Genomic DNA, 23,507 nt, shown 5'->3' with positions numbered 1-23,507 from the left:
GCAGGCATCCTGCACTTGCCGCGTTTGCGTACCCATGTTGCCTTTGCCTTTCGATCATGCTGGCACACATGCCACCACCTCCCTGTTGCATGACAGTGGCACGAGCTGTACGTTAGCGCAATCCACCAGTCACCCTCCTCAGATGTTTCTGGACAGAGATCACAGCATCCTGGCTTTCAATGAGCGGGTGTTTGACTGGGCCGTGCGGACGGATGTCCCCTTGCTGGAGCGGCTGCGCTATCTGTGCATCGTGTCTTCCAATCTCGATGAGTTTTTTGAGGTGCGCGCTGCGCCACACATCACCGCGGCGCAGAAGGGCGAGACCAAGGGGCTTTATTCAACGGCGTCCTTCGAAGCCATGGCCGCCAAGGTGCACGGCCTTGTGGAGCGGCAGTACACGCTGTACAACGAGTCCTTGGTGCCGGCGTTTGCCGCACACGGGATTCGCATCGTGGGCTACAGCGAGCGTTCTCCCGCGCAAAAGCGGTGGGTCCACGATTATTTTTTGGACGAAGTTCGGCCTTTGCTGATTCCGGTGGGCTTGGATCCGGCACATCCGTTTCCACAGGTAGCCAATAAATCGCTGAATTTCATTGTCCGGTTGAAAGGTCACGACGCCTTTGGCCGCGAGAACGAGATCGCCATCGTCAAGGTGCCCCGGGCCCTGCCAAGACTCATTCGCATGCCTGACCGCGTTGCTCCCGGGGAAGCGCTTTTCGTGAGCCTTTCCAGCATTGTCCGGGCGCATCTGGAGGATTTGTTCCCGGGGCGCGAAGTCACGGAGTTCTCGCAGTTCCGCGTCACGCGCCATTCAGACCTGGCACTGGACGAGGAGGACGTGCGCAATCTGCGGACCGCACTTCGCCAGGGCTTGCAGCACCGGCACTACGGGCAAGCGGTGCGGCTGGAGGTGTCTTCTGGATGTTCGCAGTTTCTGTCGGATTTTCTGTTGGCTCAATTTGCCTTGCCGGCAGCTGCCCTGTTCCGGGTGCAGGGTCCCGTGAATCTGGTGCGACTGACACAACTCGTGGATCTGGTGGATGCCCCGGACCTCCTGTTTGCGCCCTGGAACTCTGCCTGGCCTCGGCAATTGCAGTCCGGCGTGTCCATTCTGGAGCAACTGCGCAAGCACGATGTGCTGATCCATCAGCCGTTCGAAAGTTTTGATGGGTTACTCGCTTTTCTGCGCGAAGCCGTCAATGACCCGGACGTGCTCGTCATCAAACAGACGATCTACCGAACCGGGGCGGACTCCGAACTCATGGATCTGCTCACCGAGGCGGTGCGTCGCGGCAAGGAGGTCATGGCCGTGGTGGAACTCAAGGCCCGGTTTGATGAAGAAGCCAATATCAACTGGGCCGAGGCCCTGGAGTCCATTGGTGCACAGGTGGTCTACGGTGTGGTGGGGCTCAAGACGCACGCAAAAATGCTGCTCGTCACGCGCAGGGAGGGGCGAAAGTTGCGGCGCTATGGGCACCTTTCCACAGGCAATTACAACGTGCGTACTGCGCGGCTCTATACCGATCTGAGCTACCTCACGGCCGATGAGGAAACCACTGCTGACATGGATGGGGTGTTCAACCATCTGGCGAGCCAGAACCGCCCGCCCAAGCTGCGCAAGCTGATGCTGGCGCCGTTCCATCTGCACCGGCGCATGCTGGAAAAAATCGAACAAGTGGGGCTGGCCGCCAGTCGGGGAGAGGATGCGCGCATCGTCGCCAAGATGAATGCCCTGACAGACGAGGCCCTGATGCGCGCCCTGATTGCGGCCGGCCAGCGCGGGGCACGCATTGACCTCATCGTGCGCGGAGCCTGCATGTTGGCTGCCCAAGTCCCTGGGGTGACCGACAACATCCGTGTGCGCTCTGTCATTGGCCGGTTTCTGGAACACACGCGCGTTTTCTATTTCCGCAGCGGGAATGAGGAAGACCTGTATCTCTCCAGTGCCGACTGGATGAACCGCAACATGATGCGGCGGGTGGAGCTGGCCTGGCCCGTGACCGACCCTCGCCTGCGCCAGCAGATTGTCGATGAATGCCTGGTCGCCTATCTGCATGATGAACGGGATGCCTGGACCCTGAACGCAGATGGCTCCTACGGCAGGGCTCCTCGTCCCCAGGATGGTTTGGGCGCACAGAACGCTCTGATGGTCCGGTATGGTCCGGCCCCATCGGTGGCGCACGTGGATCAGGGGACGGCATGATGGACCTCATTTTGTGGCGCCATGCGGAGGCGGAAGAGCCTGCAGAGGGGGGTGACGATCTGGCGAGAGCTTTGACGTCGCGTGGGGAGAAGCAGGCTGCACGCATGGCCGCTTGGCTGGACCGGCAATTGCCCGAGGGTTTGCGTGTGCTCGCCAGTCCGTCGCGGCGCACGGAGCAGACTGCAAGCGCTCTGGGGCGAAAATTCAAGATGCGCGCCGAGCTGTTACCTGGTGCGATTCCGCAGGATCTGCTGGATCTTGTGCAATGGCCACGCGCCAAGGGCACGGTGCTGGTGGTGGGCCATCAACCCGTGCTGGGCCAGACCATTGCGCAGTTGATGGGGCTCCAGGCTTCGGAGTGCGCCGTGCGCAAGGGGGCTGTCTGGTGGTTGAGGCAGCGGCAACGGCTGGACCAGAGCCAGACGTTGCTGATCACGGTCCAATCTCCCGAGTTTCTTTGATGCCGGTTGCGCCGAGGGGCCTCACCCGGCGCAGAACAGTGGGATTACTTGCGCGTGGCTTTGGTGGTCGTCTTTGTGGCTGGCACGGGTGTTGCCGGTGCTGCGTCTGCCTTCGGGCGTCCCGTCTTGATGGATGGCACTGCCTGCACCGCGCTGCGCAGGGCCGCGTCGGACATCGCTGCCAAGACCTTGAGGCCCGCACGCAGCAGCTCGCTTTTCTTCACAGGTTGGGCGAGAGCGGCGGAGCGCTGCTTCAGGGTTTCTATGACTGCGTATTCGTCTTTAGGAATGGTGAAGCTGTCGCGCACCAGCTTGGGCTTCTTGGCCTTGACGTCCCGGGTGGCTGCCGGTGTGGGGGCCTTGGGCTGTTTGGGTGTCACCTGTTTAGCGCTAGGTGCCTTTTTCTTGGGAACCGCGGCGGGCTTTGCCGCCAATTTTTTCGGTGGCTTGGCGGCAACCGCTGTTTTGGCCGGGGTCTTGGTAGTCGCAGCAGTGGTCTTGACCGACTTTGCCGGAGTTGCTGGCGCGGGGTTCGGTGCGAGGGCTGCTGGCGTAGTGGTGGTGCTGGATGTGGTCATGACTAAGGAATTTTTCGATAAACGGTATAAACAGTTTATATAGTTTATTCCTGATGCTCACGGTAGGTCAACCACCAGTTCCCAAGGTGTCTTTAGCCATGCCTGAATTTCCTCGCGCAGCAGGTGTGCCGATTGTGGAAAGATCGCCGCCCAGCCGGCGCGGGCTCTCAGAATGAAACGCGGGCCTTCTGTCTGCAACGAAAGACCGGCCGTGTCCGGGTCGCGGCGGGCGTGGCACAGTGCCACGGCCAGGCGCATGCTGAGCAGCTGAAGCGCGAAGACGGAGTCTTGCAAGTCCGCTTCCAGTTTGCGCACCTTGCCGCGTTGCCCTTGAACCAGTATCCCGAGGCGGTGAAGTTCGGGGACGGCAAATCCAGCGGCGTCGGTGTTGTCGAGGATGTAAGCGCCGTGGCGGTGGTAGTCGCTGTGGGAGATCAGGCAGCCAATCTCGTGCAGCCGGGCGGCCCAATCGAGTTTTCGTGATGCGCGCTCGCTCCCGAAAGGCATGGCCTGATCAAACAGGGCACACGCCGTGCGTGCGACACGCTCCGCGTGTTCTATATCCACACCAAACCGCTGCATCAGGCCATTTACGGTGGTGGTCCGCAGGTCGGTACCGGGTTGTTCGCGGTCGAGCAGATCGTAGAGTGCACCTTGGCGCAAGGCACCCTGGGCCACGTGCATTTGCTCAATGTCCAGCAGGTCAAACACGGCGCGCAACACACTGATGCCTCCGCCGATGACGGCGCGTCGTTCTTCCTTGAGGCCTTCCAGGCGTATGCGGTCCGCTGACTGCGCGCGCAGCAGTCGCTCGTGCAGCCAATGGAGGCCTTCGCGGGTGATGAGGCCTTGTGGCCCACCCGCAGCCGTCAGCACGTCGCCAACGGCTCCGGCGGTGCCGGATGATCCATAGGCTATCTCCCAGGCGTCGGGCTGGAAGGTCTCCAGCGCTTCGTCCAACACGGCCTTGGCTGCGATCTCGGCTGCCAGGAAGGCCTGCGCGGTGAACTCGCCGTTGGCAAAGTAGCGCTGCGACCAGGCAACACTGCCCACCCGGTACGAAGCCACGGCGTGGGGTGTGAACTGCTGGCCCAAAATCAATTCGGTGGAACGCCCACCGATGTCCACCACCAAGCGGCGCTCGTCGGATTGCGGAAGCAGGCGGGCTACGCCTTGGTAAATCAGCCGTGCTTCCTCGGGGCCAGAGACGACGTCGATGGGATAGCCCAGCACTTCGCTGCCGCGCAACAGAAACTCTTCCCGGTTGCGTGCTTCGCGCAGCGTCTGTGTGGCCACGGCGCGAACCTGGGCGCGCGGAAACCCGGCCAGCCGCTCGCCAAACCGCGCCAGGCAGGCCCAGCCACGCTCCATGGCGTCGCGTGTCAAATTGCGATCTTCGTCAAGGCCATTGCCCTGGCGCACGGTCTCCTTGAGGTATTCCACCCGCTGGATATGACCGAACTCATAGCGCCCGATTTCGAGGCGAAAACTGTTGGAGCCGAGGTCGACTGCGGCGAGGCGTGTGCCGTTCTGCATGTTTTTCTGGTTGGAGCTTCGTTCGGCATGGTACCGCGACCATCTGGTGTGCCCCCCGCGACGCACGTTGCCACAAGGGCGGTGGGAGGGCGGGCTGTAATCTTTGCCAGTGTCTGCTGCTTGCATGACAAATTCATGACGATGCAAGCCGCATCGGGTAAAGGCGGGTGGTCGTGTGGCAGTTGGCTACGGCGAGGGTTTGTGTGTCACTGAATTGTCATCTTGGGGCCCTAGAGTTCAGCCTGTTCCTGATAACCCTAGCCAAAAGGTACTGAATAATGAAACGCACATTTCTCAAAACCGTTGCTGTAGCACTCGCCTCCATGGCGGTAGGCAGTGCCTTTGCTGCGGACATCACCGGCGCGGGCGCAACCTTTCCGTTTCCCATGTACGCCAAATGGGCCGAAGCCTACAAGAAGGAAACCGGCACAGGGCTGAACTACCAGTCCATCGGTTCGTCCGGCGGTATCCGCCAGATTCGCGCCAAGACCGTAGCCTTCGGTGCCTCTGATGCGCCGGTTTCTGGTGCCGATCTGGAGAAGGACGGCATGGTGCAGTTCCCCGCCATCATTGGTGGCACGGTGCCCGTGGTCAACCTGGAGGGCTTCAAGCCTGGCGAACTGCGCGTCACCGGCCCTGTGCTGGCAGAAATCTTTCTGGGCAAGATCGCCAAGTGGAATGATGCCAAGCTTGCTGCACTGAACCCTGGCAAGACCCTGCCAGACCAGAACATCACCGTGGTCCACCGCGCAGATGGTTCGGGCACCACGTTCAACTGGACCGACTACCTGTCTGCCGTCAGCAAGGAATGGGCAGATTCCGTGGGCAAGGGCGCTGCCGTGAAATGGCCAGCCGCTTCGTCCGTGGGTGGCAAGGGCAATGAAGGCGTGGCCGCCAATGTGACCCGGGTGAAGGGTGCAGTGGGCTACGTGGAATATGCCTATGTCAAGAAGAACAACATGAACTTCCTGCAGCTGCAGAATGCGGACGGCAAGTATGTGAGCCCTGACGACAAGACCTTCGCCGCCGCAGCAGCCAGCGCAGACTGGTTCAGCGTGCCGGGCATGGGCATCTCGATGGTCAATGCCAAGGGTGCCGAAAGCTGGCCCGTCAGCACGGCTTCTTTCATCCTGATGTACAAGGACCCTGCGGACAAAGCCCAATCGGCTGAAGTGCTGAAGTTCTTTGACTGGGCGTTCAAGAACGGCAAGGGTATGGCTGCGGATCTGGACTATGTCCCGCTGCCTGACAGCCTGACCGCCGAGATCCGCTCCAAAGTCTGGTCGCAGATCAAGAAATAAGCCAGTCTGCCCCAGAATACCCCCCATTGGCCGGCTGGTCTGGCCGATGGGTGCTGGTTTGTGGGGATCTCCAGAAGCCAGATGGGAGTCAATATGAGCGTGGGAACCACCATGAGTTCGCAATCCGTGTCCGTCAAGAAGACAGACGCCCCCACAGAGTCGATGGTTTCGATTGCCAAGCGGCAGCGTCTTCAGGACATCTTTTTCCATCGTCTCACCCAAAGTCTTTCGCTGCTGGTGCTGGTAGCGCTTCTGGGCATCATCGTCTCGCTGTTTGTCTACGCGTGGCCGACGTTTCACAAATTCGGTGCCCAGTTCATCTGGCGCGTGGAATGGGACATCATCAACGAAGAGTTCGGCGCCGCGATTGCCATCGTCGGCACCTTGGCCAGTGCAGGCATTGCGCTGCTGATCGCAGTGCCACTCGCTTTCGGCATCGCCCTTTTTCTGACGGAAACCTGCCCCGTGTGGCTGCGGCGCCCGCTGGGCACGGCAGTGGAGCTGCTGGCGGCGGTGCCTTCGATCATCTACGGCATGTTTGGCCTCTTTGTGTTTGCCCCGCTGTTCGCGGACTACTTCCAGATGCCGGTGCAAAAGCTGTTGGGCTCCATGCCACTGGTGGGCTTTCTGTTTGGCGGCAGCACCAACGGTTTTGGCATCCTGGCGGCCGGTATCGTGCTCGCGTTCATGGTGCTGCCGTTTGTGGCGGCCGTGATGCGCGACGTGTTCGAGATTGTTCCGCCCATCCTGCGCGAGTCCGCCTACGGCCTGGGCTGCACGACCTGGGAGGTGGTGCGCCGCGTCGTGTTGCCCTACACGCAAAAGGGGGTGATCGGTGGGGTGATGCTGGGCCTGGGCCGTGCCCTGGGCGAGACCATGGCGGTGACCTTTGTGATCGGCAATGCCAACCGCATGCCCACGTCGCTGTTCTCCCCGGGGACCTCGATTGCCTCCACGCTCGCCAATGAGTTCGGCGAAGCTGCCGACTTTCACCTTTCCACGTTGTTCGCGCTGGGTTTCCTGCTGTTCGTGATTACCTTCGTTGTGCTTTCGGCGGCCAAGATCATGATGCTGCGCGCCGAAAAGGCCAAGGGCCTTTGACTCCGCCCGCCCTGACCATGAACCTCTTTTGAGACAAGCTCCATGGAATTCAACCAACAACTCTACAAAAAGCGCCAGCGCTCGAACGCCATCGGTCTGACCCTGTCCCTGGGTGCGATGGTGCTGGGCCTGTTCGTGCTGCTCTGGATCCTGAGCGTTCTGCTCTCCAACGGTTTTGCCGCGCTGGACTGGAACATGTTCACCCAGTCGACGCCAGCCCCGGGATCGGAAGGCGGCGGCCTGGCCAACGCCATCGTCGGCAGTCTCATGATGGTGGGTTTTACCGTCCTGGTATCCACACCGATTGGTGTTCTGGCCGGCGTGTACCTGGCGGAATATGGCGACCAGAGCAAAACGGCCGAGCTCACCCGCTTTGTGACCGACATCATGTTGTCTGCGCCCTCCATCGTGCTGGGCCTGTTCGTCTATGCCATTGCCGTGGCGACGGTCGGCAACTTCTCGGGTTGGGCCGGAAGTCTGGCGCTGTCGCTCATTGCCGTGCCAGTGGTGGTTCGCACCACGGAGAACATGCTGCGCCTGGTGCCCGGCAGCCTGCGTGAAGCGGCTTTTGCGTTGGGGGCGCCGCGTTGGAAGGTGTCCACCATGGTCACCCTGCGCGCTGCGCGCAGCGGTGTGATGACGGGGCTGCTGCTGGCCGTCGCCCGCATCAGCGGCGAGACGGCGCCTTTGTTGTTCACCGCACTCAACAACCAGTTCTTCAGTACCAACATGAATGCGCCCATGGCCAACCTGCCGGTGGTGATCTTCCAGTTTGCCCTGAGTCCCTATGAAAACTGGGTGCGCCTGGCCTGGGGCGGTGCCCTGCTCATCACGCTGTCCGTGCTCATTCTCAACGTCGTGGCACGGGTGTTCCTGCGCGAGAAAAACCGCGTCTGATCCTGCCCGCTCTCGCATCGCACACACAGACAAGACCGCCTCCATTTTCAGGATTTGACAATGAACGCCACTGCTACCGTCACCCCCAGCAAAAATGCGCTGGAACTGCGCAACCTGAGCTTCTTCTACGGCAAGTTCCAGGGTCTGCGCAACGTCAGCCTCAACATTGCCGAGCACAAGGTGACCGCTTTCATCGGTCCCTCGGGCTGTGGCAAGTCCACCCTGCTGCGCACCCTCAACCGCATGTACAGCCTGTACCCGGGTCAGCGTGCCGAGGGCACGATCAACTTCTACGGCCAGGACATCCTGGACGCCAAGCAAGACATCAACCTGCTGCGTGCGCGCATCGGCATGGTGTTCCAGAAGCCCACGCCGTTTCCCATGTCCATCTACGACAACATTGCCTTCGGCGTGAAGCTCTATGAAACGCTGAGCAAAAGCGAGATGGATGACCGCGTGGAATGGGCGCTGTCCAAGGCCGCCCTGTGGACCGAAGTCAAGGACAAGCTCCACCAGAGCGGTCTGTCGCTGTCCGGCGGCCAGCAGCAGCGCCTGTGCATTGCACGCAGCGTGGCCGTGAAGCCTTCGGTGCTGCTGCTCGACGAACCTACCTCGGCGCTGGACCCGCTGTCCACCGCCAAGATTGAAGAGCTGATCGACGAGCTCAAACACGACTACACGATTGCCATCGTGACGCACAACATGCAGCAGGCAGCCCGTTGCAGCGACTACACGGCCTACATGTACCTGGGCGAGATGATCGAGTTCGGCGCCACCGAACAGATCTTCTTCAAGCCCGAGCGCAAGGAAACCGAAGACTACATTACCGGCCGTTTCGGCTAAGGAGACAGCAGATGCCCGATAAACATCTTTCGTCCCAGTTCGACAGCGAACTCAACAGCGTGTCCGCCCGTGTCATGGAGATGGGCGGCCTGGTGGAATCGCAGATTCGGCAGGCTGTGTACGCCCTGTCCCAGTTCAGCCTGGAGGCCGTGGAGACCGTGGCTTCGATGGAAACCCGCATCAACGCGATGGAGGTCGAAATCGACCAGGAGCTGTCGTCCATCATCGCCCGCCGCCAGCCCACCGCGCGCGACCTGCGCCTGTTGCTGGCTTTCTCCAAGGCTACGGCCAACCTCGAGCGCATGGGCGACGAGGCCAACAAGATGGCCCGCATGGTGCGTTCCATCATTGAGGGCGGTGCGCCGCGTTCACTTCCCTCCAGCGATTTGCGCGTGGCCGCCGAGTTGGCCTCCGGCCAGTTGCGCAAGACGCTGGATGCGTTTGCGCGGCTGGACGTCAAGGCGGCTGTGGCCATCCTCAAGGAGGATGACCTGATCGACAAGGAGTTCGATGGCTTCGTGCGCAAACTCATCACGTACATGATGGAAGACCCCCGCACCATCTCGCCCAGCCTGGACCTGTTGTTCCTGGCCAAGGCGATCGAGCGCATCGGTGACCATTCCAAGAATGTGGCCGAGCTCATCATCTATCTGGTCAAGGGCAAGGATGTGCGCCACACTGCCCTCGACGAGATCGAGTCGGCTGTCTTGTAGCGAAAGGGCTTTGGCACATTTATGAGAAAGCTCCCACGCGTCCTCATCGTGGAGGACGAACCCGCGATTGCCGAGCTGATTGCTGTCAATCTGCGGCACAACGGATTCCAGCCTTTCTGGGCGGAAGACGGAGACTCGGCCCAGCGCGAGCTGGACGCTGTGCTGCCCGACGTCATCCTGCTCGACTGGATGCTGCCCGGACAAAGCGGTTTGTCACTGGCCCGCAAATGGCGGGCCGACAGCCGCACCAAGCCGATCCCGATCCTGATGCTCACGGCCCGCGGCGATGAGCCCGACAAGATTGCTGGGCTCGATGCTGGCGCGGACGACTACATCACCAAGCCGTTCTCCACGCAGGAACTGCTGGCCCGCATCCGCGCGGTGCTGCGCCGTCGTGCGCCCGAGCAGGTCAGCGACAGCGTGACCATTGGCGAGCTGGTGCTCGATGCCGGAACGTACCGCGTGACCTTCCAGGGCCAGCCGCTCAAGGTGGGTCCTACGGAGTTCAAGCTGCTGCACTTCCTGATGAAGCATGCCGAGCGTGTGCACAGCCGCTCGCAGCTGCTCGACAAGGTGTGGGGCGACCATGTCTTCATCGAGGAGCGCACGGTGGACGTGCATGTGAAGCGCCTGCGCGAAGCGCTGGGCGCCGCCTCCGTGATGGTGGAAACCGTGCGTGGCGCGGGCTACCGGCTCACGGCCCAGCCCCAGGTGCAGTTGCAGGCGTGAGCGCCTGTTCACTTCCCCTGCAATAGGGAGAAGAGGTGCTGAGGGCGCAAGCCTGATGTTGTCGATGGGGCGCACAGGATGCGCCCCTGCTTTTCTGAGAAGGCTTTGCTGACCGCATGCTGTGGCGTATTTCGTATTTCCTGCTCTGGCAGATAGCGGGTGGTGGGCTGGGGTGGTGGCACGGTGGCGGCCCCTGGGGCGCTGCCCTGGGTGCAGCCCTGGCGGCGTGGGCCTGGTTTGTCTGGGACCTGCTGCGCGGTGCGCGCGTGCTGCGCTGGCTGCGCACGGGGGATCTGTCCGAAGTCCCGGCCATGCGCGGTATCTGGGGCGAGGCGGCAGACCGTGCGCGGCGCCTCTTGCGCAGGCAGGAGGCCCAGATCCGCGACAGCCAGGACCGGCTGCAGGAGATCCTGGCCGCGCTGCAGGCCACGCCCAATGGGGTGGTCTTGCTGGATGCGCAAGGCCGCATTGAGTGGTGCAACCAGATGGCGGCCAGCCAGTTCGGCTTTGATGCGCAGCGCGATGTGATGCAGTCGATCGGCAACTTGGTGCGTGACCCCGAGTTCACCGCCTACTTTTCCGCCCAGGACTTCACCCACGATGTGGTGCTGGAGGGGCGTTTCAGCACGCCTTCGCGGCCGGTGCGCATCTCGGTGCATCTGCACCCCTATGGCGATGGGCGTACCCTGCTGCTGTCGCGCGATGTCACGGCGCTGGAGCAGGCCGAGGCCATGCGGCGTGACTTCGTGGCCAATGTGTCCCATGAGATCCGCACGCCCCTGACCGTGTTGACCGGTTTTGTCGAAACCCTGCAGACGCTGCCCTTGAGCGCGGAAGAGCGGTCTCGCTACCTGGGCATGATGGCCCAACAGGCGCTGCGCATGCAAAGCGTGGTGCAAGACCTCTTGACGCTGTCGCGCCTGGAGGGCAGCCCGCCACCCGGCATGGCAGAGTGGACACCTGTCCAGGCACTGATGCAGCGCTGCGAAGAGGAGGGGCGTGCGTTGTCGTCCCTGCTCACGCAGAACCAGCCGCGCCAGCATGTCATGGTTTTTCCGCCGATGAACGCCTTGCAGGCCGAAGGCGACATTGCGGGTGTGCCCACCGAGCTGCAAAGCGCGTTGTCGAACCTCATCAGCAATGCAGTGCGCTACACGCCTGCGGGCGGGGTGATCACGGTGGCGTGGCACCGCATGGAAGATGGCCGCGCAGTTTTCTCGGTGCAGGACACGGGGCCGGGTATCGCCCCCGAGCACCTGCCGCGCCTGACAGAGCGCTTTTATCGCGTGGACCGCAGCCGCTCCCGCGAGACCGGCGGCACAGGCTTGGGGCTGGCCATCGTCAAGCATGTTCTGCAGCGGCATGGTGCCACGCTGGACATTGCCAGCACCCTGGGCAAGGGCTCGGTGTTCACGGTCACCTTTCCGGCGAACCGGCTGCGCGGGTTCTTGCTGCCGGACTGATGGCTGTCCAGAGCATGGCCATGAAAAGCGCCGCGGTCACCCACAAGGCCACGGCACTCGCGGCCCAGAAGGGGGTGGGCGATGGTTCCGTTGCCCAGGGCCCCTGGCCCTGGTAGGCCAGCAGGTAGCCACCCCCCAAGCCTGCCCCCCACAGCAGCACGCAATACACCACCAGCGGCGCCACGGTGATGCGGTAGCAGCGCAACACGAACACGCACAGTGTCTGCAGTGCATCGGCTGCGTGGTACGCCGCGACCCACACCATGACCCCGCCCGTCAGGGCCACCACGCCGGTGTGGGCGGAGTACACACCGCCAATGTGACTTTTTGCTATCAATAAAATAGCTGCTAGCGCAATACCAATAAGCGCAGAGAGCCTAAAACCTATAAAAACCACCTTGCGCGCCCGTGCTGGATCGCCAGCGCCCAGCCAATAGCTGACGCGGGCGCTGGTGGCGATGGCCAGCGACAGCGGCACCATGTAGAGCACCGCGGCCACATTGGCAGCGATCTGGTGGGCCGCAGAGGCGGTGGTGCCCTGGCGTGCAATGAACAACGCCATCAATGTGAACGACGTCACCTCGACCATGACGGCAAGCCCCGCCGGGATGCCCAACCGTGCAAACCCCCCGATGGTGGGCCAGTGCGGGAGCTCCATGCGGCGCCAGATGTGCAGGGGCCTATATATGTCCCGCGTGCGCAGCAGCCAGATCGCCAGCGCGAGCATGCTGCAGTTGACCACCAGGGTGGCCCAGGCGCATCCCACCACGCCCTGCGCGGGCAGCCCTGCGCCGCCAAAGGTGAACCAGATCGACAGGGGCAGCTTGATCAGCAGCGAGCCCACCTGCAGCCAGGTCACCAGTTGGGGGCGCCCCAGGGCCTGGTTCAAGGTGCTGTAGATGCGAAAGAGGAGGGCAGGCGGCAATGCCAGGGCCAGCACGGCCAGGTAGCTTTCCACCTCGGTGCGCAGGGCCGGCGGCACCTCGGTCCAGCGCAGCAGGGGGCCGGGGGACAGCAGGATGGCCATCCCCACCAGTGAGGCCACGCCGCACAGGTAAAGCGACTGCCGCAGAGACCGGCCCAGGGCATCGGTCTGTCGGGCGCCGCGCTGCTCGGCCCATACCGGAAGCAACGCCTGGAGCACGCCAATCAGCGCCACATACACGCTGATGAAGATGGCGCTGCCCACCGACAATGCGGCGAGCGAGGCTTCTCCATGGCGCCCGGCGACGATGGTGTCCGTCACGCCAAACGCCATCACAGCCAGTTGCCCGGCCAGCACCGTGATGGCGTGGCGGGAGATGGTCGAAAGCTCGGACATTACCCCGGCATCATTCGGGCATCAGAGTGCAGGCCCCGCACGGTGAAACACCAGGAGGTGGTCGTTCTTGTCAGTGGGGCGTGGAATGGTGGCCCGGGCTTCCCAGCGCGCCACATTCACCATGCGCTCGGACGGAGGCCAGGAAGCGATGTCCGCCACCAGCCAGTCGCACTCGTCCTGCAGGCCTGCCCGTTGCAGCGAAAGGCCGCCGTGGTACTGCAGTGCCGCCACCTGGGCGCGGTTTAGTCCCACGGTCTGCACGCAGCCCGGGGACGGGCCCAATGTGGCCATCACGCTGCGAACCTGGGGGCGGTAGCTGCGGGCGTAGTCCAGCAGTGGGAGCCACAGGGTCATCAGCAGCAGCCAGCCCAGCGCAGCGCCGCTGGCGGGCAGCACCAGGCTCTTCCAGATCGGGGCCCGGTTGCGCGAGGCGCGCCACCACACCAGGCTGCACCAGCCCACGGTGGCCGCCAGGGCCACGATGAGGGCCAGCGCAGAAAACTGCGGCACAAAACCGGGGGCCAGCTTGGCCACATTGGCCGCAGGCTTGGCGGGAACGCCCGTCTGCATGGCAATCCAGATCACCCAGATCGCCAGTGCAGAAATGGTGAAGAACAGCAGTGTGAACCAGTCGATCAGAGCCCCCACGCTACGTCGCAACGTCGGCAAGGCGAACGCGGCCAGTGCGGCCAGGGCCGGCAGGCCGAGCAGCAAGGCCCTGTCTGCGGGCTGGGTGGTGAAGGTGGCAGCGATGGAAACCGCCGAGAACCACAGCGGAAGCAGCAGGTGCCGGTGCCCCTGGCGGCTGATGATCTGCTTGCGCCATCGCCACAGGGTCCACAGTGCGAGGGGCCAGGCGGGCCATCCAAACCATAGCAGCAGCCGCGCCAGGCTCTGCCATTCCTTGCCGCCAGAGCCGGAACCCACAATCCGCCAGCGCCAGAGATCCAGCCCCCAGGCGATCCATGCCGCCACCAGCGTGATCGCCGCCAGGGTGAGCGCCCAGCGCAGACGGCGGTCTGTCGGGCTGCCGGGCGCATACACCACCACCGCCATGCTGCCCAACCCCAGCAATGCCGCAAGCGCGGGAGCGCCCGCCAGCGTGAGCCCGACCAGGCCCGCGACCAGCGCCACGGCAGGGGCCATGGTGCGGTGTGGCATGGCTGCAACCGCAAAGAAGATCAGCGCCGTACAACTGAGCTGCACCAGATAACTGGTGACTTCATGAGAGAGCTGCGCGAGACCCAGGCAGGCAATCAGTGCCAGCAGCCCGCCATCGGCAATCGCGCGGGCGTAGTCGGGTGGGTTGGCTTCGCCTCCAAAGGCGAAAGCCACAGGCTGCGCTCCCGGACTGCGGGCGAGGTAGTAGACGGCGTACCACGTGGCAATGAGGGTGATGACCAGCAGGAAGGCGAAGGGGAGTCGAACCGCCATTTCGGCAGAAACCCACTGTGGCGCCAGCTGGATGGCCCATGCACCCAGCCAGTACGGCAGCAGTCCTTCGGTCTCCGGGGGCATGCCGCCCAGCAGGGGGCTCAGCCAGGGCGTACGCCCATGGGCCAGTTCCAGCATGTAGCCAAACGCCGTGACGTCCGCACTTTTCCACGGATCGCGCCCGATGAAGCCGGGCACGACGTAGGCAATACAAAGCAGGACCAGTGCCCAGCGTGGCAGGGGGCTGACAGCGTTCTGGGTAACGATGGCGGGGGTTGGTGGATTCACGCGTCAGAGGGCGGCAAAAGCGGAGCCACCGAGAATAAGGGCAAAACCAAAGAAAAAGGCAGCCCGGTTGCCCGGGCTGCCTTTTTGGCGGGAACGCAAGGGCGAATTACTTCGCTGCGGTCTTGCCGAAACGGTTGCGGAAGCGCTCCACGCGGCCACCCATGTTGTCCACCGACTTTTGCGTACCGGTGTAGAAGGGGTGCGACTCCGAGGAGGTGTCCAGCTTGAACAGCGGGTATTCCTTGCCTTCGAAGGTTTCCATTTCCTTGGTGTTCACGCACGAACGGGTCACGAACTTGAAACCGTTGGACAGGTCCGAGAACAGGACTTCGCGGTAGTTGGGGTGAATGCCTTCTTTCATGATCAATCCTTGTCAAGTGCGGGAGCCGTGCTGAACCCGGTGCAACCTTTGCGCCGTGGAACATCCAGCGTACTTTCCGCAGAAAAAGCCCTCTATTATTGCATAGGGCAAATATGTGTCTTGTTCAACGTCACTGCGCACCCGTCACAGCGGCAAAAACCGGCGCGGCCCAAGCCCAGTGCCACCGTGGAACTGGTCCGCCAGGCCACGGGTGCCGCCCCCCCTGGATGGAAGGCGCCGAAGGCGACTCAAGGGTGGGCTTACCCACCCCTTCGCATCATGTCGAAGAAGTCCACATTGGTCTTGGTGGCCTTCATGTTCTTGATCATGAGCTCCATCGACTCGATCTCGTCCATGTTGTACATGAACTGGCGCAGGATGCGTGTCTTTTGCAGGATCTCGGGCGCCAGCAGCAGCTCTTCGCGGCGCGTGCCGCTCTTGTTGAGTTCAATCGCGGGGAACACGCGCTTTTCGTACAGGCGGCGGTTCAGGTGGATTTCGCAGTTGCCGGTGCCCTTGAACTCTTCGAAGATCACTTCGTCCATGCGGCTGCCGGTGTCGACCAGGGCGGTGGCGATGATGGTGAGCGAGCCACCTTCCTCGACCTTGCGCGCGGCGCCGAAGAAGCGCTTGGGGCGCTGCAGCGCGGCGGCGTCCACACCACCCGACAGCACCTTGCCGGACGACGGCACGACGTTGTTGTAGGCGCGGGCCAGGCGGGTGATCGAATCGAGCAGGATCACCACATCCTTCTTCAGCTCGACCAGGCGCTTGGCGCGCTCGATCACCATCTCGGCCACGTGCACGTGGCGGGCGGCGGGCTCGTCGAAGGTGGAGGCGATGATTTCGCCCTTCACCGTGCGCTGCATTTCGGTCACTTCTTCAGGGCGCTCGTCCACCAGCAGCACCATCAGGTGCACATCGGGGTTGTTGGCCGTGATGGCGTGGGCGATGTGCTGCATCATCACCGTCTTGCCGCTCTTGGGCGGGGCGACGATCAGCGCGCGCTGGCCACGGCCGATGGGGGCGATGATGTCGATGATGCGGCCGGTGATGTTCTCTTCGCTCTTGACGTCGCGCTCCAGGCGCATCTGCTCCTTGGGGAACAGGGGCGTCAGGTTTTCGAACATCACCTTGTGCTTGTTCTGCTCCGGCGGGCCGCCGTTGACGGAGTCGAGTTTGTTCAGTGCGAAGTAACGTTCACCGTCTTTGGGTGTGCGGACTTCACCTTCGATCATGTCGCCGGTGTGCAGATTGAAACGGCGCACCTGGCTGGGACTGATGTAGATATCGTCCGTGCTGGCGGTAAAGCTCGTGTCCGGGCTGCGCAGGAAGCCGAAGCCGTCGGGCAGGATCTCCAGCACGCCGTCGGCAATGATCTGTTCCCCGGTCTTGGCGCGCTTCTTGATGATCGCAAACATCAGCTCCTGCTTGCGCATGCGGCCGGTATTTTCGATTTCGAGTTCTTCGGCTTGCTTCAGGACTTCAGACACGTGCAGTGCCTTGAGTTCGTTTAAGTGCATGGAATGACTCCTTGGCGGAGCTGGTATGAATCTTGGGGGAGGAGGGCTGGTGCCAGATGGGCTGCTGTTTGCAGGTCTGGCTCGCCGGGGATCTCGGTCCGGCTGCCAATGCGTGCAGGCCGGTGATCTGAAGGAATTATGACAGGAAATAAAGCGGGCGATTCACGGGGTCCGAATTCGGTCTGTGTCTGGCGCTGCAATCTGTGTCGTGAAAACAAACAACCCCGCGTGCATGGGCGGGCGCGGGGTTGTGGGTGTGGATCAGGCCAGTTGCTGATCGATGAAGGCGGTCAGTTGCGCCTTGCTCATGGCGCCGACCTTGGTGGCGGCCAACTGGCCATCCTTGAACAGCATCAGCGTGGGGATGCCGCGAATGCCGAACTTGGCGGGGATCTCGCGGTTTTCGTCCACGTTCATCTTGGCAATCTGCAGCTTACCCTGGTAGGTGCCTGCCACTTCGTCCAGGATGGGGGCGATCATTTTGCAGGGGCCGCACCATTCGGCCCAGTAGTCCACCAGCACGGCGGAGCCGGGCTGGAGCACGTCGGCTTCAAAGCTGGCGTCAGAGACATGTTTGATGAGTTCGCTGGCCATGGCGGATTCCTTGATTTTGAGCGGGTTGTGACCGGTGTACGTTTAAAGTCAGGGCATTGTGACAGAAACCAATCCCACGTTCACCGGTGTGGCCGGGCCTTGCGACGCTATGACTGTCATAGCGAAAAGTGATCAATGCGCCGCAGTGTGGCAACGTGTTCTGGCCCAGGTAGAGGCACATATGCGGGGGCTGCGGGCCCACCCTGCGCGCACCGTGGTGCTGGTTCCCTATGCGCAGCTCATGCCCTGGGCTCAGCGCTATTGGGCCTTGCACCATGCCGACGGATTTGCCCCCCGTTTCGAAACCACACGCAACTGGGCCCGACAGCTGGCGGCCTTTGTGCCGCTGGGCGATGACCTCGCTGGAGACGTGGCACGCGACACCCTCACTGCACGCACCTTGCTTGATCGCGCCGGCTTGGCCGCGCAACGCGATGTGCTGGCGGTGCCTCTGCAAGAGGCTGCTGCCCAATTGGCGGTGGCTGTGGCTGCCATCGCTCCGGTGCGGCGTGAAGCCTGGGGCATTCAGGCGCGCAGCCTGATGCCCGAGCCCGACGAAGGCTCCACCCTGCGGTTTGAGGCCGTGGTGGCCCGCATTGCGCTGGAATGGGTGCTGGCCTCGCGCCATGCCACCGACGTGTTGTTCGAGCCCGGCGTGCGCCAGTCGGTGGACGCTTTGGTGGTGCTGCAAGGCTTTCAAGTCGAGCCCCTGGCGCAGGCCCTGCAGGTCCATTGGGGCGACAAGGCCGCGGCCCTGGTCTTACCGCCTGGGGCGACAGACGCCCATGCCGCAGGCCACATTGCGCTGCACGCCGCGCAGGATGCCGAGGACGAAGCCCAGCGTGCCGCCGCCTGTGTGCTGGCGCATGTGGTGGCCGGCCGCACCCCGGTGGCGCTGGCGGCCAATGACCGCGCCCTCACGCGCCGTATTGGCGCGCATCTGGCCAGTTGCGGTGTAGCGGTGCGTGATGAAAACGGCTGGACGTTGTCCACCACTCGGGCTGCGGCGCAACTCATGGCCGCGCTCAAGGCCTCGGCCTGGAATGCCTCGGCCGATGAGGTGCTCGACTGGCTCAAACATGCGCCGGTTTTTGACCCCACGGTGCTCAATGGTCTGGAGCGTGCATTGCGCAAGGCTTCGGTCGCCACCTGGTCCGGCGCTGCCGGGCGCGACTGGTCGGACAAGCCCGCCCTGGCAGCCTGTGTGGCCCAGGTACAGGGCTGGCGCGAAGCCCTGCGCGCGCCGCGCCCGCTGGCACAGTGGCTGCAGGCCTTGCGTGAATTGCTGGTGGGCAGTGGCCAGTGGTCTGCCCTGGATGAGGACCCCGCAGGCGCCCGCGTGCTGATGGCACTGCGCCTGCAGGCAGGCCAGGAGGCCGAGCTGGAGGACTGGGATGGCGCAGGCCGCCGCATGTCTCTGCCCGAATTCACCCGTTGGACCAACGAAGTGCTGGAGGCCGCGCGCTACGTGCCTCCCCAGCCTGGTGATGCTCCCGTGATCGTTCTGCCCATGCCCCAGCTGCTGGCCCGGCCGTTTGCCGCCTTGGTGCTGCCCGGCTGCGATGAAAAACGCCTGCAGCCCTCGCCCGAACCCGTGGGTGACTGGACCCAGGCGCAGCGCCAGGCCTGGGGCCTGCCCACGCGCAAATCGCTGGAGGTGGCACAGCGCGCCGCCTGGCAACACGCGCTGCAGACACCGGTGGTAGATGTGCTGTGGCGCACGGGCGACGAAGGCGGCGAGCCCTTGCTGGCCAGCGCGCTGGTGCTGGCGTTGCACCTGGACGGCGCGGCCACCCACGGCGCGGACGACCGCAGCCAGCGCACCGTGGCGGCCAACCCCACGGCGCGTCCTTTGCCCGATGGGAGCGCGCTGCCGGTGGTACGCCTGTCGTCCACCGCGTATTCCGACCTGCGGCACTGCCCCTACCGCTTTTTTGCGCTGCGCCAGCTGGGCCTGCAAGAGGCCGACGAACTGGCGGCTGAAGTGGACAAACGCGACTTCGGCAACTGGCTTCACGCGGTGCTCCAGCATTTTCATGAAGAGCTGCTGGCCGACCCGACCGACGACGCCGCCACGCGGGTGGCCCGCATGGACAGTGCCGCGCAGGCCGTCACGCTGCAGCAAGGCCTGGGGGAGGGCGACTTTCTACCGTTTGCCGCAGGCTGGCCGCAGGTGCGCGATGGCTATCTGCGCTGGCTTGCGCAGCATGAGCAGGCTGGGGGGCACTTTCGGCAGGCCGAGGTGCAGACCACCCAACCGCTGGGCGCCCTGCAGCTGGTGGGCACCATCGACCGCATCGATGCCGTCTCGTCCACGGGCGAGCCCACGCCACTGGTCATCGACTACAAGACCGAAAACGACACCGTCACACGCAAGCGCATTGGCGCGGGCGCCGAAGACACCCAGCTCGCGTTCTATGCCGCCTTGCTGAGCCACGACACGCTGCGCGCTGCCTATGTGAACGTGGGCGAGCGGGGCGAGACGCAGATGCACGAACAGGAAGAGGTGGTGCACCTGCGCGACCTGCTCGTGGAGGGCATTCAGCACGACTTCGAACGCATCTCTGCGGGCGACCCCATGCCCGCGCTGGGTGAGGGCATGGTCTGCGACTACTGCGTTGCGCGCGGCCTGTGTCGCAAGGATTTCTGGGAATGAACGCTGCCTACGAACACAACGGCCACCCCGTTTCCCGCGAGGCGTTCTACGCCATCGCCTGCGACCCCGCGCGCAGCGTGGCGGTGGAGGCCTGCGCGGGTGCGGGCAAGACCTGGATGCTGGTCTCGCGCATGCTGCGGGCCTTGCTCGACGGCGCCGCGCCGCACGAGATACTGGCCATCACCTTCACCAAGAAGGCGGCCGGTGAAATGCGCCAGCGCCTGCAGGAATGGCTGGAGGCGTTTGCCGAGGCACCGCTGGATGACCTGACCCGGGAGCTGGTTGCAAGAGGAATCAGCCCCCAGCGCGCACTGGACAAGCGCGAGGCGCTACAAAATCTATACCGCCAGATGCTGGCCAGTGGCCGTCCGGTACAGATCCGCACTTTCCACAGCTGGTTTGCAGCGCTGCTCGGCACGGCCCCGTTGGCACTGCTGCAGGCCCAGGGCTTGCCTGCCAATTTTGAGCTCCTCGAAGACGATGCCGAGGCCGTGCGTGAGGTGTGGGGGCCGTTCCTGCAAACGGTCGCCACCAGCGCCAGCCTGCGGGCCGACTACGAGGCGGTAGTCGCGCGCCATGGCCGCTCGCAAACCCACAAGGCGCTGGCGGCGGCGCTCTCCAAGCGGGTGGAGTTTGACCTGGCCGATGTGGCGGGGGTGGTCGATGCCTCGGTGCCTCCATTCCAGATGCAGTACCCGGATCTGGCGGCTTTCAACGAGCCCGCCGACGCGCTGCAGGACGACGCTTGCCACCAGCGCTGGCTGGCCCGCGCCAAGGCCCTGGGGGCCGAGGCCAACAAGACGCCACAAAAGGCGGCCGACGCCATCATCGATGCGCTGGCCTGCGGCGACCTGAACCTGCGCCTGGACGTGTTGCGCAAGGCCATGTTCGTGGCCAAGGAAGACCGGCTGTCGAAGAATCTCGAAAAGTTCGCCGCCGCGCAGGAGGCCGAGCCCGAGCTGCAGCGCCTGCTCACCGCGCGCCGCCAGCACGACGCCTGGCAACACCAGCAGCGCATGGCCCGGCTGGCCCGCTGCCTGATCGCGGAATTTGCCGCCGTCAAGCAGCAGCATGGCTGGGTGGACATGAACGATGTGGAGCGCACGGCCCTGGTCATGCTGGCCGACCCGATCCTGTCGGGCTGGGTGCAGGAGCGGCTGGATGCACGCATCCGCCACCTGCTGGTGGATGAGTTCCAGGACACCAACCCGCTGCAGTGGCAGGCGCTGCATGCCTGGTTGTCAGGCTATGCGGGCTCGGGCGGCGGCGCCAGCGGTCAGAAACCGCCCAGCGTGTTCATCGTGGGCGACCCGAAGCAGAGCATCTACCGCTTTCGCCGCGCCGAGCCGCAGGTGTTCATCGCCGCGCAGGCTTTTGTGCGCGATGGGCTGGGGGGCGACCTGCTCAGCTGCGACCACACCCGCCGCAACGCCACGGGCGTGATCGCCGCCGTGAACCACGTGATGGGCACGGCGCAGGCGCAGCACGAGACCACGGGTTTTCGCGACCACACCACCGAGTCGACCGACCCGGGCACCTTGCTGCGCCTGCCGGCCATCCTGCCCGCTGATGCCGACGATGGCCCCGGCAACGACCCCATGGCCTGGCGCGACAGCCTGACCGAGCCACGCCACGAGGCCGAAGAAACCCAGCGCATGCGCGAATGCACGCAGGCTGCCGCCTGGGTGGCGGCGCAGATTGCTGCGGGCACGCCGCCGAACGAAGTGCTGGTGCTGGCCCGCAAGCGCGACCGGCTTGCGGCCATGCAAGACGCCCTGCGCGCCTTGCATTTGCCCTGTGTGCAGCCCGAAAAGGCCGATCTGTTCGACGCGCCCGAGGTGCAGGACATCGTGGCGCTGCTGGATGCCCTGGTTTCCACCGGGCACGACCTCTCGCTGGCGCGTGCGCTCAAGTCGCCACTGTTTGGCCTGGGCGACGAGGCCTTGGTGGCCTTGGCGAAGCTGCGCCGCCAGCCAGAGCACGCGGGCACTAGCTGGTTCGATTTGCTACAAAAAAGTGATCTAATAGCGCTTGATAAACAAGCGCTAGCGGCCAATTTGGCCCAATACAAAGCCTGGGTGGACGCCTTACCACCGCACGACGCGCTGCATGCCATCTACCAGCATGGCGACGTGCTGGCCCGCTTTGCCGCTGCCACGCCCGCCGCGCAGCGCATGGCGGTGCTGGCCAACCTGCGCGCGCTGCTGTCGGCCGCGCTGCAGCACGACGGTGGCCGCTACCTCACGCCCTATGCCTTTGTGCGTGCCATGAAGAAGGGCGGCGTGCGTGCGCCCGGCCGGGTGGATGCGCAGGCGGTGCGCCTGCTCACCGTGCACGGTGCCAAGGGGCTGGAGGCGCGCTGCGTGCTGCTGCTCGACACCGACACCCGCCCACAAAAGGCCGAGACCATGGGCGTGCTGGTGGACTGGCCCGGCGAAAAAACCGAACCCGCAGGTTTTGTCTTTCTGGCCAGCGAATCCAGCCCGCCCCCCAGTGCCGAAGCCGCCCTGGCCGCCGAGCAACAGGCCCGTCAGCGCGAAGAGCTCAACATGCTGTACGTGGCCATGACACGCGCCAAACATTGCCTGGCACTGTCGTCCGTGCTGCCCAGCGTGTCAGCGCCCGGCAGCTGGTGGAACCGGCTGGCGCCCTTGGTTGCGGATGCGCAGGGGTTGGACGAGGTCGTTGAAGCCGATGGGGTTGCAGCGAGGACGGGCAGCATGCACGACCAATTCACGCTGGCCGAGTTGCCTGTGTTGCCTGCCGAACTGCGCACTACTCTCCGGGTGGTGGAAGAAGGCACTGATCCGGCCGACCCGGAGGCATCGTTGTCCAGCCCTGCAGCGCGCCTGGGCGAGGCCATGCACCAGTTGCTGGAGCAGGCCGGCGTGGCAGGTGTTTCGCTGATGGAACTGCGCGCCCAGGGCTGGCCGGCGGCCCGCGTAGCCCGGCTGGCGCAGGACTTCGACATCACCGTGGGCGCCGCGCGGGTTGCGGCCCAGACGGCACAGCGCATCCTTGCGGGCGAAGGCGCCTGGGCCTGGGATGCCACGGTGGTGGACACCGCCATCAACGAAGCACCCCTGCGCTACCAGGGCCAGAGCCTGCGCATCGACCGCCTGGTGCACTGCCACCAGCCACCCGAGCGTGTGGGCTGGTGGGTGCTGGACTACAAAAGTGCCGCCGAGCCCGAGCGCCAGCCCGCACTGCTGGCGCAGTTGCAGCGCTACCGCAGCGCCGTACGGGGGCAGGCGCCTGGCGAACCCGTGCGCGCGGCTTTCCTCACGGGCGACGGGCGCCTGGTGCTGGTGCCGGAGATATCCCTTGGCGGGCCTGGCGTGCAGCCGGTCGCCGAGGCGGCTCTGCGGCATACTCTCGCCCCCGCCGCGCAGGAACCGAAGACCGCATCGCCGCCCCCGCCGCAGAGGCCCGGCGCTGACGATTCGCCCCAGGGTTCCTTGTTCTGACGGTCATTCCGATTTCCAAGTCCGACAGGCTCCTGCCC

The 23,507-nt window shown here is 64.1% G+C and carries 19 protein-coding genes; 12 read left to right on the top strand and 7 right to left on the bottom strand.

Annotation, left to right across the window (positions count from 1 at the left end; translation table 11 throughout):
• Window positions 1-34 precede the first annotated feature (34 nt).
• A complete protein-coding gene (gene ppk1 / locus ASE39_RS05455) occupies window positions 35-2,203 on the top strand; it encodes a polyphosphate kinase 1 (RefSeq protein WP_282434120.1) in 2,169 nt (722 codons plus the stop codon).
• Window positions 2,200-2,664 carry a histidine phosphatase family protein gene (locus ASE39_RS05450; protein WP_029412758.1) on the top strand — a complete coding sequence of 155 codons (465 nt, stop codon included), beginning with the start codon at window positions 2,200-2,202 and terminating at the stop codon, window positions 2,662-2,664. Before ppk1 ends, ASE39_RS05450 begins: the two co-directional genes overlap by 4 nt.
• A 44-nt stretch (window positions 2,665-2,708) precedes the next feature.
• On the opposite strand, the gene ASE39_RS27340 is transcribed toward ASE39_RS05450, so the two are convergent.
• On the bottom strand, window positions 2,709-3,044 hold the full coding sequence (locus ASE39_RS27340) for a hypothetical protein (RefSeq protein WP_348981572.1): 336 nt from the start codon (window positions 3,042-3,044) through the stop codon (window positions 2,709-2,711).
• A gap of 118 nt (window positions 3,045-3,162) precedes the next feature.
• On the opposite strand from ASE39_RS27340, the gene ASE39_RS27335 reads away from it, so the two are divergent.
• On the top strand, window positions 3,163-3,285 hold the full coding sequence (locus ASE39_RS27335; RefSeq protein WP_348981571.1) for a hypothetical protein: 123 nt from the start codon (window positions 3,163-3,165) through the stop codon (window positions 3,283-3,285).
• Window positions 3,286-3,299: 14 nt separating this feature from the next.
• Here the strand turns inward: ASE39_RS27335 and ASE39_RS05440 are convergent, their stop codons facing one another.
• The gene (locus ASE39_RS05440; RefSeq protein ID WP_057270484.1) at window positions 3,300-4,778 is read right to left on the bottom strand and encodes a Ppx/GppA phosphatase family protein; all 1,479 of its coding nucleotides are present in this window, start codon (window positions 4,776-4,778) and stop codon (window positions 3,300-3,302) included.
• A 278-nt stretch (window positions 4,779-5,056) separates the two neighbouring features.
• On the opposite strand from ASE39_RS05440, the gene pstS reads away from it, so the two are divergent.
• The 7 genes from pstS to phoR all read left to right on the top strand — a co-directional run bounded on the left by pstS (window position 5,057) and on the right by phoR (window position 11,825).
• Complete coding sequence (pstS, locus tag ASE39_RS05435; RefSeq protein WP_057270483.1) at window positions 5,057-6,079, top strand: phosphate ABC transporter substrate-binding protein PstS; 1,023 nt, start codon at window positions 5,057-5,059, stop codon at window positions 6,077-6,079.
• An 81-nt stretch (window positions 6,080-6,160) separates the two neighbouring features.
• The gene (pstC, locus tag ASE39_RS05430) at window positions 6,161-7,180 is read left to right on the top strand and encodes a phosphate ABC transporter permease subunit PstC (RefSeq protein ID WP_057270482.1); all 1,020 of its coding nucleotides are present in this window, start codon (window positions 6,161-6,163) and stop codon (window positions 7,178-7,180) included.
• A gap of 42 nt (window positions 7,181-7,222) precedes the next feature.
• A complete protein-coding gene (gene pstA / locus ASE39_RS05425) occupies window positions 7,223-8,077 on the top strand; it encodes a phosphate ABC transporter permease PstA (RefSeq protein WP_010457896.1) in 855 nt (284 codons plus the stop codon).
• A 60-nt stretch (window positions 8,078-8,137) separates the two neighbouring features.
• Window positions 8,138-8,920, top strand: a complete 783-nt coding sequence (gene pstB / locus ASE39_RS05420) for a phosphate ABC transporter ATP-binding protein PstB (RefSeq protein ID WP_010457898.1) — start codon at window positions 8,138-8,140, stop codon at window positions 8,918-8,920.
• An 11-nt stretch (window positions 8,921-8,931) separates the two neighbouring features.
• The gene (gene phoU / locus ASE39_RS05415; protein ID WP_010457902.1) at window positions 8,932-9,633 is read left to right on the top strand and encodes a phosphate signaling complex protein PhoU; all 702 of its coding nucleotides are present in this window, start codon (window positions 8,932-8,934) and stop codon (window positions 9,631-9,633) included.
• A 21-nt stretch (window positions 9,634-9,654) separates the two neighbouring features.
• A complete protein-coding gene (gene phoB, locus ASE39_RS05410) occupies window positions 9,655-10,362 on the top strand; it encodes a phosphate regulon transcriptional regulator PhoB (RefSeq protein ID WP_029412769.1) in 708 nt (235 codons plus the stop codon).
• Window positions 10,363-10,478: 116 nt separating this feature from the next.
• The gene (gene phoR / locus ASE39_RS05405) at window positions 10,479-11,825 is read left to right on the top strand and encodes a phosphate regulon sensor histidine kinase PhoR (RefSeq protein ID WP_057270481.1); all 1,347 of its coding nucleotides are present in this window, start codon (window positions 10,479-10,481) and stop codon (window positions 11,823-11,825) included.
• Here phoR and ASE39_RS05400 read toward each other — a convergent pair.
• The 5 genes from ASE39_RS05400 to trxA all read right to left on the bottom strand — a co-directional run bounded on the left by ASE39_RS05400 (window position 11,779) and on the right by trxA (window position 17,346).
• Window positions 11,779-13,146, bottom strand: a complete 1,368-nt coding sequence (locus tag ASE39_RS05400) for an MATE family efflux transporter (protein WP_057270480.1) — start codon at window positions 13,144-13,146, stop codon at window positions 11,779-11,781. The two genes, phoR and ASE39_RS05400, sit on opposite strands and share 47 nt — an antisense overlap.
• Before the next feature lie 21 nt (window positions 13,147-13,167).
• Window positions 13,168-14,868 (bottom strand): hypothetical protein, encoded by a 1,701-nt coding sequence (locus ASE39_RS05395; RefSeq protein ID WP_057270479.1) that lies wholly within the window; start codon window positions 14,866-14,868, stop codon window positions 13,168-13,170.
• A gap of 106 nt (window positions 14,869-14,974) precedes the next feature.
• Window positions 14,975-15,229 carry a type B 50S ribosomal protein L31 gene (locus tag ASE39_RS05390; RefSeq protein ID WP_008906759.1) on the bottom strand — a complete coding sequence of 85 codons (255 nt, stop codon included), beginning with the start codon at window positions 15,227-15,229 and terminating at the stop codon, window positions 14,975-14,977.
• 260 nt (window positions 15,230-15,489) lie between these two features.
• Complete coding sequence (rho, locus tag ASE39_RS05385) at window positions 15,490-16,752, bottom strand: transcription termination factor Rho (protein WP_010457918.1); 1,263 nt, start codon at window positions 16,750-16,752, stop codon at window positions 15,490-15,492.
• A 261-nt stretch (window positions 16,753-17,013) separates the two neighbouring features.
• The gene (trxA, locus tag ASE39_RS05380) at window positions 17,014-17,346 is read right to left on the bottom strand and encodes a thioredoxin TrxA (protein ID WP_008906761.1); all 333 of its coding nucleotides are present in this window, start codon (window positions 17,344-17,346) and stop codon (window positions 17,014-17,016) included.
• Window positions 17,347-17,455: 109 nt separating this feature from the next.
• Between trxA and ASE39_RS05375 the strand changes: the two genes are divergently transcribed.
• Together ASE39_RS05375 and ASE39_RS05370 are read left to right on the top strand one after the other, a co-directional pair.
• Complete coding sequence (locus ASE39_RS05375) at window positions 17,456-20,002, top strand: PD-(D/E)XK nuclease family protein (protein WP_057270478.1); 2,547 nt, start codon at window positions 17,456-17,458, stop codon at window positions 20,000-20,002.
• Entirely contained in the window at window positions 19,999-23,469 is a 3,471-nt protein-coding gene (locus ASE39_RS05370) for a UvrD-helicase domain-containing protein (RefSeq protein ID WP_057270477.1), read from the top strand. Before ASE39_RS05375 ends, ASE39_RS05370 begins: the two co-directional genes overlap by 4 nt.
• Window positions 23,470-23,507 lie beyond the last annotated feature (38 nt).

Origin of the sequence: Acidovorax sp. Root267 (assembly GCF_001429215.1) — a bacterium.
Taxonomy (GTDB): Bacteria; Pseudomonadota; Gammaproteobacteria; order Burkholderiales; family Burkholderiaceae_C; genus Acidovorax; species Acidovorax radicis.
This window is presented reverse-complemented; position numbering and strand designations above follow the sequence as displayed.